The 15,606-nt window shown below is 71.7% G+C and carries 11 protein-coding genes; 1 reads left to right on the top strand and 10 read right to left on the bottom strand.

All coding sequences use genetic code 11. The features are described from left to right. Nucleotides 1-102: 102 nt before the first annotated feature. From ACOOHF_RS01435 to ACOOHF_RS01390, 10 genes are all read right to left on the bottom strand, one after another. Nucleotides 103-1,767: a hypothetical protein gene (locus tag ACOOHF_RS01435; protein WP_420463085.1), complete on the bottom strand. Its 1,665-nt coding sequence runs from the start codon at nt 1,765-1,767 to the stop codon at nt 103-105. A 16-nt stretch (nt 1,768-1,783) separates the two neighbouring features. Continuing rightward, a complete protein-coding gene (locus ACOOHF_RS01430; protein WP_420463084.1) occupies nt 1,784-2,344 on the bottom strand; it encodes an RNA polymerase sigma factor in 561 nt (186 codons plus the stop codon). After that, nucleotides 2,341-3,102: a hypothetical protein gene (locus ACOOHF_RS01425; RefSeq protein ID WP_420463083.1), complete on the bottom strand. Its 762-nt coding sequence runs from the start codon at nt 3,100-3,102 to the stop codon at nt 2,341-2,343. Before ACOOHF_RS01425 ends, ACOOHF_RS01430 begins: the two co-directional genes overlap by 4 nt. 160 nt (nt 3,103-3,262) lie before the next feature. Continuing rightward, nucleotides 3,263-5,431, bottom strand: coding sequence for a galactokinase (gene galK, locus ACOOHF_RS01420; RefSeq protein ID WP_420463082.1), 2,169 nt, complete (start codon nt 5,429-5,431; stop codon nt 3,263-3,265). Continuing rightward, nucleotides 5,428-7,398, bottom strand: coding sequence for an MGH1-like glycoside hydrolase domain-containing protein (locus ACOOHF_RS01415; RefSeq protein WP_420463081.1), 1,971 nt, complete (start codon nt 7,396-7,398; stop codon nt 5,428-5,430). The genes galK and ACOOHF_RS01415 overlap by 4 nt, the downstream gene beginning before the upstream one ends. Before the next feature lie 42 nt (nt 7,399-7,440). Continuing rightward, nucleotides 7,441-8,262 carry a carbohydrate ABC transporter permease gene (locus ACOOHF_RS01410; RefSeq protein ID WP_420463080.1) on the bottom strand — a complete coding sequence of 274 codons (822 nt, stop codon included), beginning with the start codon at nt 8,260-8,262 and terminating at the stop codon, nt 7,441-7,443. Continuing rightward, nucleotides 8,255-10,051: a carbohydrate ABC transporter permease gene (locus tag ACOOHF_RS01405; RefSeq protein WP_420463079.1), complete on the bottom strand. Its 1,797-nt coding sequence runs from the start codon at nt 10,049-10,051 to the stop codon at nt 8,255-8,257. The genes ACOOHF_RS01410 and ACOOHF_RS01405 overlap by 8 nt, the downstream gene beginning before the upstream one ends. Beyond that, nucleotides 10,048-11,379: an ABC transporter substrate-binding protein gene (locus ACOOHF_RS01400; RefSeq protein WP_420463078.1), complete on the bottom strand. Its 1,332-nt coding sequence runs from the start codon at nt 11,377-11,379 to the stop codon at nt 10,048-10,050. Before ACOOHF_RS01400 ends, ACOOHF_RS01405 begins: the two co-directional genes overlap by 4 nt. Continuing rightward, nucleotides 11,376-12,467, bottom strand: coding sequence for an ABC transporter ATP-binding protein (locus tag ACOOHF_RS01395; protein WP_420463077.1), 1,092 nt, complete (start codon nt 12,465-12,467; stop codon nt 11,376-11,378). Before ACOOHF_RS01395 ends, ACOOHF_RS01400 begins: the two co-directional genes overlap by 4 nt. Further along, a complete protein-coding gene (locus tag ACOOHF_RS01390) occupies nt 12,464-14,782 on the bottom strand; it encodes an MGH1-like glycoside hydrolase domain-containing protein (RefSeq protein WP_420463076.1) in 2,319 nt (772 codons plus the stop codon). Before ACOOHF_RS01390 ends, ACOOHF_RS01395 begins: the two co-directional genes overlap by 4 nt. 225 nt (nt 14,783-15,007) lie before the next feature. Between ACOOHF_RS01390 and ACOOHF_RS01385 the strand changes: the two genes are divergently transcribed. Next, nucleotides 15,008-15,598: a hypothetical protein gene (locus ACOOHF_RS01385; RefSeq protein WP_420463075.1), complete on the top strand. Its 591-nt coding sequence runs from the start codon at nt 15,008-15,010 to the stop codon at nt 15,596-15,598. Nucleotides 15,599-15,606: the final 8 nt, after the last annotated feature.

Genomic DNA, 15,606 nt, shown 5'->3' with positions numbered 1-15,606 from the left:
AGGTTATCATAATCTGATAACTTCTGGCAAGGTCACCTCCCAGGCCGATATCGCTTAGGCGAAATTCCGGCTCCTCCAAGGACCTGCCGCAGTGGGCGCGGGCTAGGAGGACAGGCCGGCCAGACGCGCGACTGCGACGCGCTGTAGCTGCATGGAGTCCGTCAGCACGCCGATCGCCGCGGAGTCCATGAAGCGATAGGGGGTGAACCCTTCGGGGAAGATGACCCTCTGGAATTGTGGCGCCGCGTCGGTCAGGGACACCGTCCTCCACGCCCTTCCATATCCGAGGGGATGAGAAGACGAACCATCGAACTCCTGAATCCAGATCCGTCCGGGAGAGCAGCGCAGATCTATGCCAACCGGGGCTTCCGCCGGCAGCTGATCGCCCGCACGGGCCAGTGCGTCCGCGGCGGCGCGTTCGATCTCCGCCTCGGTGATGTTGGTGTCTCGCATCTCGTTCCGCATCATCCCCCGCACGTAGCCCAATCGCTCCTCGTGCGAGAGCAGTCGACCTGTCCACGGCAGCGGAATGTGCCTGTCTTTCATGCCGCCGGACGCAAAGAGGTGAAGACTGCGGTCGACCGGGTCGAGCACGGCAACGACGCCACCGGCACAGCCGTCCCAGAGTGGCACGGGGGCGAGACCCATGACCGGAACACGAATCGCCGCTCCCGGAAGGTCGGCCGCGAAGTCCACGAGCACGGCCGGTTCGGCATCACCGTGCGTGATGCCGAGGATCTTGCCGCCCCAGAAGTCGTCGCCCCGGTTGATCCCGCCGGGATAGCTGGCCACCCGGACTCCGGTGCCGTCCTCGGCGACTCGGAACGGATCCCCGAAGGTCACGCTCCTGATATCGGCACGAATGGTCCCTCCCGGGGTGATGAGGGTGGGCGTTGAAGTCACGAAGTTGCCTCGCGCATCGAACCGGGAACGCCTGCGAGTAGCGAGATCCCATGCGATCACTTCGCCGGGCGAAGGCGCCGTGGACAGGATCCAGGGGTTGAAGAGTTCCCCCGGACCCTGGCCTGATCTGCCGAAGTCGGCGAGCACTCGGCCGGAGCGATCGTACGCCCGCAGAAAAGGTGCGGCTTCGGTCAGCGCCCAGATCACTTCACCGGACTCGATGATGTCGCGCACCCCCCACAACGCTTCGCCTTCCTCGAAGGTCGTGACCGCTGAAGGGGCGATCTCGACCTCAACCGCCGCTGTGTCCGGGGGTGTGGGGGCGCATGACCCCATGACGAGCGTGCCGAGGACCAGCAGTGGGAGGATCGGGAGTCGCAGCGTCGATCGTCTGTGAAGGAGCACGCTTGCCAGGGCCGCGAGAGACGCGACTGCGGCGGCCAGGACCGGTGTCGCGACCGCACCCGGAGGTCGGAGGTCGCCGGTTCCACCCATGAGGAGCAGGCCGGAACCGAGCGTCAACGTGCACGTGAGAAAGCCGGAGACCATGCCCAGCCACTCCCGCCACGGAGTTGAGCGAGGAACGCCTCGCGTCTCTCGCTCCAGGGCGCCCATGATGGCGTCCACGCCGGACTCCGAGAGCGGCGAATCGGAGGCCCCGACTCGTCGGATCGAGGCGATAAGGCGCAGCAACTCGAGTGTTTTCTCATCGGCGTTTCCGTCCGCCGGATCCGCGACCTGTCCTGAATGGCCTGCCACGACGGCCGAGACAAGACGGTCGGTTGCCTCCTGGTCCGGCTCCGCGCGCCCGCCGGTCCGCTCACCCGGTAGCCGTTGCGTCTTCTTGAGCGTCTTCTTGAGCATCGGGGGTTCTCCGTCGTCAATGGATCCGTTCGATCAGTTCATCCATTTGGCGCAGTTTCTTGAGGCCCCGATGGATCAGCGAGCGCACCGACACCTCCTTCACAGCCAATATTCGCGCCACTTCGGCCGTGCTCAGACCTTCGAGAATGCGCAGCAGGATGGCGTCCCGCTCCCGCGCCGTGAGCCGGTCAAGCGCCGAGTAGAGGGCGGCCGCCCGCTCCTGGCGTTTCAACTGTTCAGACGGACCGGGTGTGGGGTCGGGGAGATCGCCGCGCTCGTCAAGGCGGGTCAGGGGGGCGCGGTGCCGCTTGCGCGCCTCCATCCTGCAGACATTCCTGCACACCGTCAGAGCCCACCCGAGAAAGGACCCGGTGCCGGAGAAGCGCGCACGCTTCCAGTAGATCCGGATCCAGCAGACCTGCAACAGATCGGCCGCGTGGTCGTCATCCCGGGCGTAGCCACGGATCACTCGCAGCATTCGCGGAGACGTCTCGCGCACCAGACGGCGAAACAGCGCGTGGTCTCCCGCATGAAACCGCCCCCGGTCGAAGCCGGTGTTGCCATCGCGGGGTGTCAACGGGCGGACCCGCGACCAGGGCGGACGACGGCGAACAGGATCCCTGCTGCCGCGAGAGGCACGCACAGGGGAAGCACGAACAGCAGGCCCCCCCAGGCCGCGTCGTATCCGACCAATTCGTCGGCCACGGCCGCAGGAATCCAGAAAGTCGCGAACAGGAGTCCGCCCGAAAGCCACCGCGTCGCGTAGCGGGGCCAGGTGGACAGCCTGCGGGTCGATCTTCCGGTCAGATCGCCCAGAACTGCCGCCAGCAACACAAACGCCGCGTTCGCAATCGGTACGACCAGGGTCGCCAGAGCGCTCGCCGCTCGACGCAAATGCCTTGCGGCCTCGTTCCCCAACCCGGCCTCCGCGGCAGCGCGCGCGGACCTCGCGGATTCAAGGAGAGAGGCGGGAAACGGCCAGTCGGAGCCGGTCCACTGCGCGAACGTGGGCGCGAAAAGGGCCGGCAGGGCATATGCCGCCATGGCCAGCATCGCGAGCAAGACCCAGTGACGCCGTGGCGAACCGGCAGGTCCCCCGCCGAAGATGCCGCACCCGTTCAGAGCACCGGCGAACACCGCGGGCGGGAGGATCTGGGCAACCATGACGGGGAGACGTCTGGCCAGCATCGCGAAAAAATCTGCGACCGCATCCGGCCGACCCCAGAAGTGGGTTGCCGAATACGCGAGGTACACCGCGAGAAGAACGACAACCCAGGTCGCGACGCGTCTGGCAAACTCGGATTCCGGCTGCGGACGGGACTTGGTCTCGATCATGTCCACCCCCGTGGCGTAGGTGATTCTGCCCGGCCCGGGGCTCGTGCCGAACGCAGTGGTGCTACACCAGGGGATGCCGAATCGTCGGAGTCCGTTGCGAAGCGCCGTGACGCCGCCTGGACCCCGGGGGATCTGTCTCGATGTGTGGCACCCCCTGCTGCTAGCAGGTCACCGTGGCGCCGCCGGACGCTGTGGCCACGAAGAGCGCTCCGTCGCCGACCCCGCCCCGGGGCGCGTAGAAGCGCTCTCGCAGCGCGGCCATCACGCCCTCCGCCCGGCTCTCCCGGCAGAGCGCGATCGCGCAGCCGCCGAATCCCGCGCCCGTGAGCCGCGCCCCCGCCGCGCCCGCGTCGAGGCCCACCCCTACAATCTCGTCCAGCGGTTCCGTGCTCACGCCGAAGTCGTCGCGCAGGCTGGCGTGTGACGCGTTCATCAGCCCGCCGAAGGCGGCCATGTCGTCCCGGCGCAGCGCGGCCTCGGCCTCGATCACGCGGCGGCCCTCCGTCGCCACATGACGAAAGCGCCGCCACAGCGTGGGCGGCAGCGACCGGCGCGCCCCGGCCACGATCGATGCGAACTCGGCCTCGTCCGCCTCCACCACCTCCAGCCAGGATGCGCGGCCCAGCCGCTTGAGCGCCTCCGTGCACTGGGCCCGCCGCTCGTTGTACGGCTCGCGCCACGCCCCGGCCTTCTCCGCGCGCGCCAGCGACGACGCGACCACCCACCGCCATCCCTCCGGCACCGGCACCGGCGTCACGCGCAGCGGCCGGAAGTCGATCCGCAGCGCGTGCCCCTTCGCCCCGCACAGAGACGCCGCCTGGTCCATCCCGCCGCCCTGCAGCCCCACGAAACGCTCGGCGCGGGCCAGCAGCGCCGCCAACTCCAGCACCCCCACATGCTTCTCGTTCGCGTGCAACAGGGCCAGCGCCGACGCCACCACGAGGGCGGACGAGGACGAGAGCCCCTCCGCCACCGGCACCGTGCCGGTGACCTTGCCCCCAATGCCTCGCTTCAGTTCCACGCCGTGGTCCAGCAACCCCCTGGCGGTGGCCCGCACATAGTTCGACCAGTGGCCCTGGGGCGCAGGTTCAATCGGCCGGTCGAGGCGAAAGGCGAAGGGGCCATGGTCGGCATCGCCTGTGAGTTCGACCGCCGGCTGGCGCAGCACCTCGAATTCCAGGCGGATGTTCCGCTCGAGCGCCATCGGGAGCACGGAGAGGCCGTTATAGTCGAGGTGCTCGCCGATGAGGTTGATGCGCCCGGGAGCGATCGCGACGCCGCTGGGCGGCGCCTGCGGTGGACGGACGGATGGGGCCTGCGCGCGGCGGGCCGGTGCCGGGCGAACCGGCGGCGTCCAGAGATCGGCGGGATAGGCCCCGGCCGCGGTCAGCTGCCGGAGCGAGGCCGCGGTGCCCGCGCGGTCGCCGGGGAAGGTGAGGCCCATCCAACCCTCGCCCGCGCGCAGAAGGCCGCAGCGCGCCCGTCCGGCGGCGGCCAGGTCGCTCACGGCTTCGGAGAGGTAGAACTCGTCGTTGGCCCCGGGGGAGGCGGCGAGGAAGGCGCGGAAGCGCTCCGCCAGCAGCGGCAGGATATCGGGGAAGAACCCCCACAGGCCCATGCACGCCTGGCTGTCCGCGTCGACGCGGATCGGCGTCCCGGCGGGGGTGCGCCCCGCGACGGCGGGTCGGGCGGCGGCGGATTCGGCGCCGGAACCCGTCCGCGGCGGATCGCGCTCGAGGCGCAGGTCCAGGCCCTCGGTCATGTGGAGCAGCGTGCCGTCCGGCTTCGCTTCGCAAAGGCCGCGCGACACGCCGCCGAAGGCGGACAGGGTGTCGGCCAGGGGGTAGGTGACGGTGAAGGCGCGGACGCCCGGGGGAGGGGCCGCGAGCGAGCGCGCCAGGCTCTGGTACGCGGCCCGCCCGTAGAAGTCGTCCGCATTGCAGACGGCAAAAGGACCCCGGCGGGGCAGGGCGGCCGCCGCGGCCAGCACGGCGAATCCCGTGCCCCAGGGCCGGACGCGCCCGGGTGGGGGCAGCGGCACGAGGTCGGCGTGCGCGAGGCGCTGGCAGGCGAAGGAGAGCGCGACCCCCGCCGTCCGCAGCGGACCCAGGCGCGCCTCGAACTCGTGGCGTTGGCTCTCCCGCACCACGAGCACGAAGCGCCCGAAGCCCGCGCGCAAGGCGTCGTGAACCGCGTATTCGAGTAGCGATTCGCCGCCCGGCCCCACGGGCTCAAGCTGCTTGGCGCGACCGAACCGGGTGGATCGCCCGGCGGCGAGGATCACCAGCGTGGGCCGCTCCGGCCGGCGGCCCGGCCCCGCACTCTTCATCGCGACAGCTCGACTGTCCGCGCCCGACCCGCCACGCGGAGCCCTTCGATGCGGGCGCGGCCGGCGTCGCCTCCCACGTCGCGGGCGACGAACGCGGGCAGTCGGGAGCCGATGCGCAATCCGCGCCATGGACAGGCGTCGACGAACTCCTCGATGGCGCCCAGCGCGAACAGCGGCCCCCAGCTCTGGAAGCGGCGGCCCCGCCCCCGGCCGCTGCGCGCGTCGAAGTTCTCGCGGCAGAACCCCGTGCGCCGGCGGTCGGCCAGGAACATGAGCGCCCCCTTCCACGCCAGTTCGCTGGCGAGTTCGTCGAACCCGTAGCGCCGCAGTCCCTGCAGCACGAGGTAGTTCATGGGCGGCCAGATGGAACCGCGCCAGTACTGCTGGTCGTCGAACGCCGGGTCGTCGCGCGAGATCGTGGGCAGCACCCATTTTCCCCAGAAGCGCGCCGGGTCGCGCAGCACGCCGACCATGCGCCGCGCCCTCCGCGCCGACGGCACGCCGGCAATCAAGGGAAGGAAGTTCGACGCCGCCACGCGTGGAGAGTGACCCGCAGGAAGCTCGTCCAGGTAGAGCCCGGCGGCGTCGGACCACAGCACCCTGTTCATCGCCGCGACGAGGCGGCGGCGCTCGGCCTCCAGCCGTCGCGCGGCCGCCGGGTCGCCCAGGATGCGGGCGATCCGCGACAGGCACTCCAGGTCCAGGGCGCGGTAGCTGCACAGGTCGACGGCGGACATGGCGAGGATTCCCCGCCCAGGATCCCATTCCGCCTCTTCCCACAGCGGCAGGTCGTCCTGGCCCGATTCCCACGCCGCGCGCTGGTGGCCGTTCGCGCCCACTTCCCACTCCGGGAGCTGCTCGCGCCCCGGAACCAGCGCCGCATCCGAACCCCACGCCAACAGTCCGGGCGAGAGGCCCTCCCGGCGCGGGCGTCCACCCTTGTCGGCCACCCACCAGTCGCTCCACGCGCGGAGCCCCGGCCAGGCGGCCGCCAGCGCGTCCACATCAGGGCACGCAAGATGCAGCTTCAGCGCCGCGAAGGATCCGACCGGGGGCTGGGACCGATCGGGCGTGCCGCCGCGCCGGCTCCTCCAGTTGGGCACGTTCCCGTTCGGGTAGCGCGAATCGAGCCCCGCGAGGAGCACGTCCCAGGCCAGGCGCCCCGACGCGGTGGCGAGCGCGAGCGCATTGAAGAAGGAGTCCCATCCAAACACCGTCCAGTCGTCGGGATCCTGCGCGCCGTCCTGCGGTTCGCCGTCCCCCGGCTTCGGGAAGATCCATCGGCGGCCGGCCGGCGCGTACAGGCGTCCGGTTTCCGGTTGGAGGAGGACGGTCCACATCAGGTTGTCCGCGACGGCTTCGACCAGTCCTTCCCCGGCCCCCGATGAACGCGGACGGCGGCGGTCCCAGTCGGCGCGCGCGTCGTCGATCCAGCGGTCCAGCCCGGGGAGAAGGCGTTGGGCGCGGGCCAGGGCGGCTCCGGGTCGAGACGGCGCTCCCCTCGGCTCCCACGCGACCACGGTGGCCGCGCGTTCCCCCGCCCGAGGCCCGAAGGCGGCGGCGATCTCCACGCTTCCGAACGCCGCGCGCCAGCCGTCGGGGGCTTCCTCCCACCGTGCCTTCCACCCCCACGGATCGTCGCCCACCAGTTCCACCCGGCCCGGCGCGCGCGCCACCGCCCGCAGCGCCACGGCGTCCTCGCGGCGCGACCACTCCAGAATGAGCGTGCCCTCCCCGGGGCGGGACGAGGGCGACGGCTCGGCGGCGAGGTCGAACTCCATTCGCGCGTAGCCGCCGTCCGGCGCGTGGGGACCGACGCGGGAGACCATCCAGTACCAGTCCTCCAACTCGCGGCGCTGGCCTCCGGGAGTGGTGAAGACGAGGCGGAGGCCGATGCCGTCGCCGGGTCCGGCCGCGAACACGAGGCCGGCCCAGCGGCGTGCCTCGAGGGCCCCGACGCTCATCATGCCGGGCCCGGCCGGGTCCGGGGGCTGCCAGCGCGCGCCACGCTACCGGATCCCCTCCAGCTGGATCCCCCGCACGAAATACCGCTGGGTGAACAGGAACAGGAGCGCGATGGGCAGCACCGCGGCGACGCCGGCCGCCATCTGGTAGGGCCAGTTGATTTCGTAGGTCGAATGGAAGGCGGCGATCCCCACCTCGACCACCCGCATCTCCATGGACCGGGTGACGAGGAGCGGCCACAGCAGGTTCTTCCACGCATCGACGAACGCGAACAGCGCGAGCGTGGCCACGGCGGGCTTCGCGAGCGGCAGGGCGACGCTCCAGAAAATGCGCAGGTGCCCGGCGCCGTCCACGCGCGCGGCGTCCTCCAGTTCCCGGGGCATCGTCCGAAAATACTGTCGCATGAGGAAGATGCCCCACACCGAGACAAGCTCCGTGGAGATGAGCCCCTGGTAGGTGTCGATCCAGCCGACGGCCTCGATCATGAGGAAGCGGGGGATGAGCACGACGACCGCCGGAACCATCATCGTCGACAGGAAGAGCATGAAGAGCCCATCCCGCCCCGGAAAGTCGAGGCGGGCGAAGGCGTACCCGGCGGTGGCCGAGGTCGCGACCTGGCCCGCCGCCACCACGGTCGCGAACACCAGCGAGTTCAGGAAGTACCGCCCGAAGGGTTGGATCGTCAGCGCCTCCGGGTAGTTCGACCACCGCGGCGCCCGCGGCAGGATGCCCCCGGCAGAGAACACCTCGAGCTGTCCCATGAGGCTCGTCAGGGCCATCCACGCAAAGGGCGCCGCCATGACCAGGCAGGCCGCGGCGAGCAGGAGCCCGCGCGCCGTCCGCGGCGCGATGGCGCGGTCAGCCATGGGCGCGGCGCGTGTCGAGGAAGCGGAAGTGCAGCCAGGTGGCGGCGAACACGACCGCGAACAGCAGCCAGCTCATGGCGGCCGCGTTGCCGAAGCGCAGGAACTCCCACGCCTCCCGGTAAATGTGATAGACGGCGACATCGGTGGCGCCCAGGGGGCCGCCCTCGGTCATCACATAGACGAGTCCAAAGACCTGGAAGGATCCGATAACGGACGTGACGAGCACGAAGAACATGGTGTGGCGCAGGCCGGGCAGGGTGATGTGGCGGAAGCGCTGCCACGGCCCCGCGCCGTCGACCCGGGCCGCGTCGTACCAGTCGCGCGGGATGGCGGCGAGGCCCGCTTGAAAGACCACCATTTGATAGCCCACGACCATCCAGATGCCGATCATCATCAGGCTGATGAGGGCGGTGTCGGGCGAGGTGAGCCACGGGACGGACTCGAGCCCGGTGCGCACCAGAACCTGGTTCAGCAGTCCGTACTGGTCGCTCAACAGCCACTTCCACACCACCGCGATCGCCGCCACGCTGGTGATGCCGGGCAGGAACAGGGCGAGCCGGGCCCAGCGCAGCCCGCGGCGCGACCCCTGGGTGAGGAGCGCCAGGGCGAGGGCGACGGCCATCGCGGCGGGTACGTGCAGCGTGAACAGCGCCGTGTTCCCGATCGCGGACCACCAATCGCGGTTCGGGAGCAGCGCCGCATAGTTGTCGAGTCCGAGGAAGAGGGGCGCGGGGTCGATGAGGCGCCATTCGTGCAGCGAGATCCATAGGGAGAAGAGGAGCGGCCCAAGGGTGAACGTGAGGATGAGGGCCGCCGCCGGCGCGAGGAGGCCCCACGCCGCCAGGGTTCGGCGCAGGGCGCGGGGGCGGGCCGCGAGCTGCGCGAGGTGGAGGACCAGCGCCAGCAGCAGGGCGGCGAGCCCGCCCGCGGCGGCCAACGGGAGGGCGGCCGCGGCGGTGCGCTCGTATCCGAGGAAGGCGAGGTGGATGTCGGCGACACGGGCCGCGTGGTAGGTAGCGCCGCCCGCTTCCACCGCGTAGGGCGTGCCGGCGGGCGCCGTGGGGGGCGCCACGCCTCGTTCGGGCGAGGCGGCGATGGCCGCCGCGACTGCGGGCGGCATGGTCCACTGCTGGTTCGCGGACTCCAGCGAGCGGTCCTCGGCCCACGGGAGGCCGGCGACCCGGGCGGCGCGGGCTGGATCCGCGCCGGTCGCCAAGGCGAGTTCGACGGCTCGCGCGCCCTGGGCCACCGTGGCGGTGCTCAGCGATCGGAGTTCGCGGTCCGCCCATCGCTCGGCGGCGATCGCCGTCAGGGCGATGCAGCCGACGGAGAGGAGCGCGACGCCCGCCGGGTAGCGCGAGCGCGTCGGCCCGCGGCGCCGGGCTGCGGCCCAGCCCGCCATGAGCGCCACGCCCGCCAGCGCGATGGCGGTGGCGATGGCGGGGAAGGCGGTCCAGGGGCCGCCCGCGCGGCGCGGCGCGACCGCGATCCAGGCGGCGGGGTCGAGCGCGCCGGCCTCGTAGGCGTACGCCCCCGCCCCGGTGCCTCCAGCGCCAGCGCCGACGATCGTCACCCGTGCGCCGATCAGCCTGGCCACGGCCTGGGCGCCGCCCCCCTCGTCCTCCTCCTGCTCCTCCCACAGCGCGGCCGCCATGCGCGCCTCGGCTTCCGCCGCGGCCATCCGTGCGCCTTCCACCCGGCCCGCGCCGACGGCCAGAACCAACCCGAAGCCGGCGGCGAGGGCGACGGCGGCGAAGGCGGCGAGGACCGGCTGCCGCACGGCGCTCACCACCCGAACTCCGCGTCGATGCGGCGGGCCACGTCCGAGGCGCTCGATGCGAGGGGCTCCCCCCGTACCAACCGGCGGTCCATGATCTCCACCGCCAGCGCCTCGATGCGGGAAAAGTCGCGCACCCGGGCGCCCCACGTCATCCGCGCTCCCTCCACCAGCGCGATGAACGCGCCCTCGACCCCCGTGCCGTCCGCCGCGGCGATCTCGGCCGCCACATCCATCCGCGCGGGAATGGCGAGTCCCGAGCGCGCCCGAATGCGCTGCGCTTCGGGCGAGGCGAGGAAGCCGGCCAGGTCGATGGCCCGGCGCAGGTGCGGCGCGTTGGGCGGCACGGCCCACCCCGACGCGTACAGCACGCTGGTCGCCGCCGCCCGCGACGGATGGTGCGGAATGGGGACGATGGCCAGGTCCAGGGCGCCCGCCTCCACCAAATCGCGGAACACGGGGAGCGTCCAGTGGCCCGACAGCAGGAACGCCTGTCCGCCCGATGCGAAGCGCGCCTCCCGCGCGGGATCTCCCTGTTGCACAAACTGCGCGCCCGGGGTGAGGCCGTCCTCCGCCAGGGCCGTGAGGAAGCGGTAGGCCTCCAGCGCTTCCGGCCCGTCCATGTAACCCGCCGCCCCGCTGCCGCCGGGCGCCAGGATGTCGCCTCCCGCCGACCACACGAACGGAATCCACTGGTACAGGTTGCGCGGGAAGTCGAACCCGAACACGTCCTTCCGACCGTCGCCGTCGGTGTCCGCGACGACCGCCTCGGCGGCGCGCCGGAAGTCGCTCCAGGTCCAGCCGGCCGGCGGCGCGGCGGGCGACGGCGCGGGCGGCAGAAGGTGTTCGACGCCCGCGGCGGCGAGCGCGCCCCGATTGGCATACAGGACCATGGGAGTGAAGTCCTTCGCCAGCGCGAACATGGATTCGCCGCGGCGAAACGCGTCCGCCACCGGCCCGAACACGCTGTCCGGTCGGAAGCCGAGCGCCTCCTGCCAGGGTGCGAGGTCCAGCGCCAGCCCGCGCTCCACGAAGGTGGGGATGTCGGGCGAGTCCATGAGGTAGACGTCGGGCGGACGCCCCGCCGCAATCGAGGTCAGCAGCCGCTCCTCGTATCCGTTCGGAGCCGATTCGAGCACGACCCGCACGCCGGGGTTCAGGGCCTCGTAGCGGTCGGCCACCTGCCGCTCGATCTCGAGTTCGTGGCCTCCGGCCCAGAGGGCCACGCGCAACGCGGCGCCGGATTCGTCGGGGGCGCAGGCGACCGCCGCAAGGACGACGGTGGCGCAACCGGTGGCGGCCCGGAGGGGGCGGCGCGCGCGCGGCCGACGGCTCGTCATCGCGAGGCCGGCCGGCCCATCGGTCGCGGCGCGGCCTCCTCGCGGCGGCCATGCGGATCGAACAGGTGGCTGCGGTCCCATGCGACGGAGACGCTCACGCGGTCGCCGGGGGCGATCCGCAGGGCGGGGGATGCGCGCGCCACCCACGCCGCGTCACCGGGGCCGTCCAGGTGCATGAGCTGCTCGCTGCCCAGCGGCTCCACGCGGAGCACGGTGGCCCGGAAGTCGCCGGCCTCGCTCACCGCGAGGTCTTCCGGCCGCACCGCCAGCGTGGCGCGGTCGAGGTGCGACGGCTCCGCGAGCGCGAACGGACCGCCCGCGAGGCGCCCCCCTTGGTCGCGGGACAGGGGGATGCGGTTGATGGGCGGCGACCCCACGAAGCCCGCCACGAACAGGTTGCCCGGTCGGCGGTAGACCTCCTGCGGCGTGCCCACCTGCTGGAGCCGACCGCGATCCATGACCGCGACCCGCTGGCCCAGCGACAGCGCTTCCACCTGGTCGTGCGTCACGAAGATCATCGTCGTGCCGAGGCGCCGGTGCAGGGCGGCGATCTCGTCGCGTGTCCGCAAGCGCAGCTCCGCGTCCAGATTCGAGAGCGGCTCGTCGAACAGGAACACGCCCGGATCCCTGACCATGGCGCGTCCCAGAGCCACCCGTTGGCGCTCTCCCCCGGACAACTCGCCGGGCCTCCGCGACAGCAGCTCGGAGAGCCCGAGAGCGGCGGCGGCGTCCGCGACGCGCCGCTCGAGCTCGGCGCGCGGCGTGCCGCGCACGCGCAGGCCGAAGCCCAGGTTCCGGGCCACGGTCATGTGCGGGTAGAGCGCATAGCTCTGGAACACCATCGCCACGTCCCGGGCGCCCGGCTCGACGTCGTCCACGCGCCGTCCCCCGATCCACACCTCCCCCGAGGTGGGTTCGTCGAGCCCGGCGATGAGGCGCAACAGGGTACTCTTGCCGCACCCCGAGGGGCCCACCAGCACCAGCAGCTCCCCGGGCCGGACCTCGAGGTCCACCGCCCGCAGGGCGACGACCTCGCCGTACCGCTTTTCCACGCCGCGCAGCACGACGCCCTGCGTAGCGCGACTCATGGAACCCACGGAACCCGCAAGGGCTCGCCGCGCGGCCCGTCGAGCCGCTCGCCGTCCACGGTGACGCCTAGCCGCTCGGGCGCCAGGTCGACGCGCACGGTGCGACCCCGGGCGATTGCCGGTCCCAGCGACACGCGGGCGGGACCGTTCGGCAGCGGCCGCACCTCGATGCCCGACGCGTCCACATGGAGCCCGGCGAATCCGCGCGTCAGCAAATCGAGGATCCAGGAGTGCTGGTAGTCGTCGATGCCGCGGAAGTGGCACGCGCGGCCCGTGTGCGGGTTGTAGTGCTCGAAGCAGTTCGGGCGCGAGGGATCTCCGTCGGTGAACATCATGCGCGCGAAGCGGTTGAGCATGTCGGCCGCCAGCAGGCCGGCCCGCGTGCTCCCGCCGCGCCAGCAGCGCAGCAACCCTTCGATCACGTGGCTCGTCGTCATCGGCCATACCCGTCCGTTCCACGGGCAGTTGCGGCGCTTCCCCCGCCAGATGCCCTCCGCCGAGAATCGCGGATCGTCCACGCTGGACGAAGGCAGAGGGAAGCGCGTGCCGAAGCTCCCGGGATCTTCGAGGTGGTCGAGCAGGGCGTCGAGGCGGGCGCCGCCCACCCGTGCGGTGAGCAGCGGGTAGAACCCCACCGCCGCCTTCACGCCGGTGCGCTCGCCGGTGCGCCCGTCCACGTCGGTGAACAGCCGGGCCTCCGCCGACCACATGCGTTCGTCGATCGCCCTCCAGCAGCGGGCCGCGAGCCCGCGCCACTCGGCCTCGTCGCCCGGCCGCTCCAGGCGGCGCGCCACCGAGCCGAGGGCGCGGAACAGCTGGTGCGCGTACACCGTGACGTCGATCCCCTTGAGGCGGAGGCGGGGACGCCACCCCGCCACGTCGGCCTCCTCGTCCACGGCCATGTAGCGCGACATGTACTCCTGTCCCGTCTCGAAATGGTTCGTGACGGTGAACATCCCCGACGCCTCCGGGTCGCGCGCCGCCGTCAGCCAGCGGCCGTAGCGCGACAGTCCTTCGTAGCAGCGGGCCAGCGCGGCCGCATCGGGGTGCATGTCGTCGACCGCGAGCAGCGCGTCGCCCCAGTTGGCGTGGTAGAAGTCGGTTCCCTCGAGGCGCTCGGGATAGAGGCGCCCATGGAACGATCCGTCGGGCTTCTGGTTGTCGACGAAGTTCAAGAGTGAGCCCCACGCTTCGCGCCCGCCCTTCCGCCACCGCATCTCCATCATGTGGCACTGCGCGCTGTAGGCGATCGGCACATGGAAGTACTCCGGGCCCTCGGCGATGGCGGGGTGCCGCACCGGGCCCCACGGACCCTCGATGCGGTTTAGTCCCAACCCGTAGATGCGGTAGTCGAAGGTGCGGTCGAGATATGGATCGCCGCACTGGAAGTGGGGAAAACCGCCGAAGAAGGACTCCCAGGCGGAGGCTGTCGGGGTCTCGCCGGCCGGGGGCGTCGGGGACGCTGGAGCCGGGCGCCGAGCTTCGGCGCGCCGGAGGCGGAGGGTGAGCCGGAAGGTTGGCGGGCCGCCGCCGTCGATCCCCGCCAGCGGAAGGGCGACGGCGATCCAGATCCACCCGGAGCGGCGTGCGCCCGGATCGGAGTTCAGGTCGGAGTTCGGGTCGGGGGCCGCGCCGGACGCGGGGTCGGCGCCCACGCAACCGGTCGCGGCGCTCCCCGGGGCGCCACCGCCGTCTTCCGCGAAGGGCGAATGCCGCCATTCGGGCGCGCCGCGCCCCTCGGACGGCACGATGCGCCGCCACGCGGGCGCAACGGAGCCCGCAAGCTCCAGGCGCAGGGCCAATTCCTGCCCGCGCCGGTCCGAGACGGTCCGCGTCCAGCCCACGCCGCCGGCCGTGGGTTCCGCCCCTTCGGTCGCGTCAGCTGGCTGCGCGGTGAAGCCGACGAGGAAGCCCTCGAGTTCACGGGGGACGTGCCAGGTTGATTCGAGGATTCCGCCCGGCAGCACCTGGCGGCGCTCCTCGACGGTGACGCCTCGCTCATCCGACCACGTGACGACCAGCCGCCCGGGTCGCCACCTGCGTGGCGTCAGTTCGCGGCCGCCCGGGCCGCAGGTCGCTCTACGGAGGGGGTTTTCGAGCCCGTCGGGGCGCACGAGAGCCACCGAGAACCCCGGGCCGACCTCGTGCTGCAGCAGGTGCACGGGATCCCAGAACCCCGGCCGGTGAAGCCACTGCGGGAACGACGGCGCCCACACCACGCCGTCCAGCCCCCCCAGGAACCACTTGTCATTGCGAGCCAGCGCCGCGATGCGCGCCCTGGGGGAAACGGCGGGACGGGACGGAGGGTTGTTCATGGGAACACCATCGAACCGCATGGGTCGCCGGTCAACGGCGCGACGGTCCGCCGCCGCCGCTGGCGCCGGGCGGGGTGACCCGCGACGGATTGAGCTGACACTTCCTCACGACGGGGTGCGTAGACGCGCACAGCCCCCCGCGCTATTCAGGCGGGTGGCCCCGCGGCGCGGCGATTTGCGACTGTGCCGACGGGACAACCCTGCGTTCAGCGCCTGGAGGAAGAGATGTCCCGGAATCGTCGCTCTTTCGATCGCCCTTCGCGGTGGATCGCCCTCGCGGGCACCCTGTTCGTCGGTCTGGTGTCGACGGGCTGCTTCTTCGGCGGCGACAGCGAGTCCCGGGACGAGAATCTGGTGGACTTCCGCGACTTCTATGATCTCCTTCCCGAGGAGATCGGCGACTTCCGACGCACCTCGCGGGAGGGTGGGTCAGGCGGCGCGTTCGGGTTCCGGGTGTCCGCAGTCGAAGCCGAGTACGAGGCGGGGAGCGGCGCCGAGATCGATGTCTCCCTCGTCGATACCGGCGCCCTTGGGGCGATCGGGTTGGAGGCCTTCGCGGATTGGCTCGATGTCGAGGTCGATGAGGAGAGCGACCGCGGGTGGGCGCGGACGATGGAATACAAGGGCTATCCCGCAATCGAGGAGTTCGAACGTACCAGCGGCGATCGGGGGAGTGCGGAGTTTGCCTGGTTCGTCCAGGACCGTTTCGTAATCGTGCTGGAAGGAAACGACATCACGGCGGATGAACTCTACGAACTGCGCGACGCGATCGACGTCGACCGCCTCGCCGACCTCCGAGACCGCGAGGGGAACTAGTCCGGAAG

This window comes from Candidatus Palauibacter sp. (assembly GCF_965216145.1).
Classification (GTDB): Bacteria; Gemmatimonadota; Gemmatimonadetes; order Palauibacterales; family Palauibacteraceae; genus Palauibacter.
Note: the sequence above shows the minus strand (reverse complement) of the source record. Positions and strands in the feature narration are given on the sequence as shown.

Excerpts from the sequence above, each read along its gene's own strand:
- ACOOHF_RS01435 (WP_420463085.1), bottom strand. The coding sequence starts at position 1,767 with ATGCTCAAGAAGACGCTCAAGAAGACGCAACGGCTACCGGGTGAGCGG.
- ACOOHF_RS01425 (WP_420463083.1), bottom strand. The coding sequence starts at position 3,102 with ATGATCGAGACCAAGTCCCGTCCGCAGCCGGAATCCGAGTTTGCCAGA.
- galK (WP_420463082.1), bottom strand. The coding sequence starts at position 5,431 with ATGAAGAGTGCGGGGCCGGGCCGCCGGCCGGAGCGGCCCACGCTGGTG.
- ACOOHF_RS01415 (WP_420463081.1), bottom strand. The coding sequence starts at position 7,398 with ATGATGAGCGTCGGGGCCCTCGAGGCACGCCGCTGGGCCGGCCTCGTG.
- ACOOHF_RS01410 (WP_420463080.1), bottom strand. The coding sequence starts at position 8,262 with ATGGCTGACCGCGCCATCGCGCCGCGGACGGCGCGCGGGCTCCTGCTC.
- ACOOHF_RS01400 (WP_420463078.1), bottom strand. The coding sequence starts at position 11,379 with ATGACGAGCCGTCGGCCGCGCGCGCGCCGCCCCCTCCGGGCCGCCACC.
- ACOOHF_RS01395 (WP_420463077.1), bottom strand. The coding sequence starts at position 12,467 with ATGAGTCGCGCTACGCAGGGCGTCGTGCTGCGCGGCGTGGAAAAGCGG.
- ACOOHF_RS01390 (WP_420463076.1), bottom strand. The coding sequence starts at position 14,782 with ATGAACAACCCTCCGTCCCGTCCCGCCGTTTCCCCCAGGGCGCGCATC.
- ACOOHF_RS01385 (WP_420463075.1), top strand. The coding sequence starts at position 15,008 with ATGTCCCGGAATCGTCGCTCTTTCGATCGCCCTTCGCGGTGGATCGCC.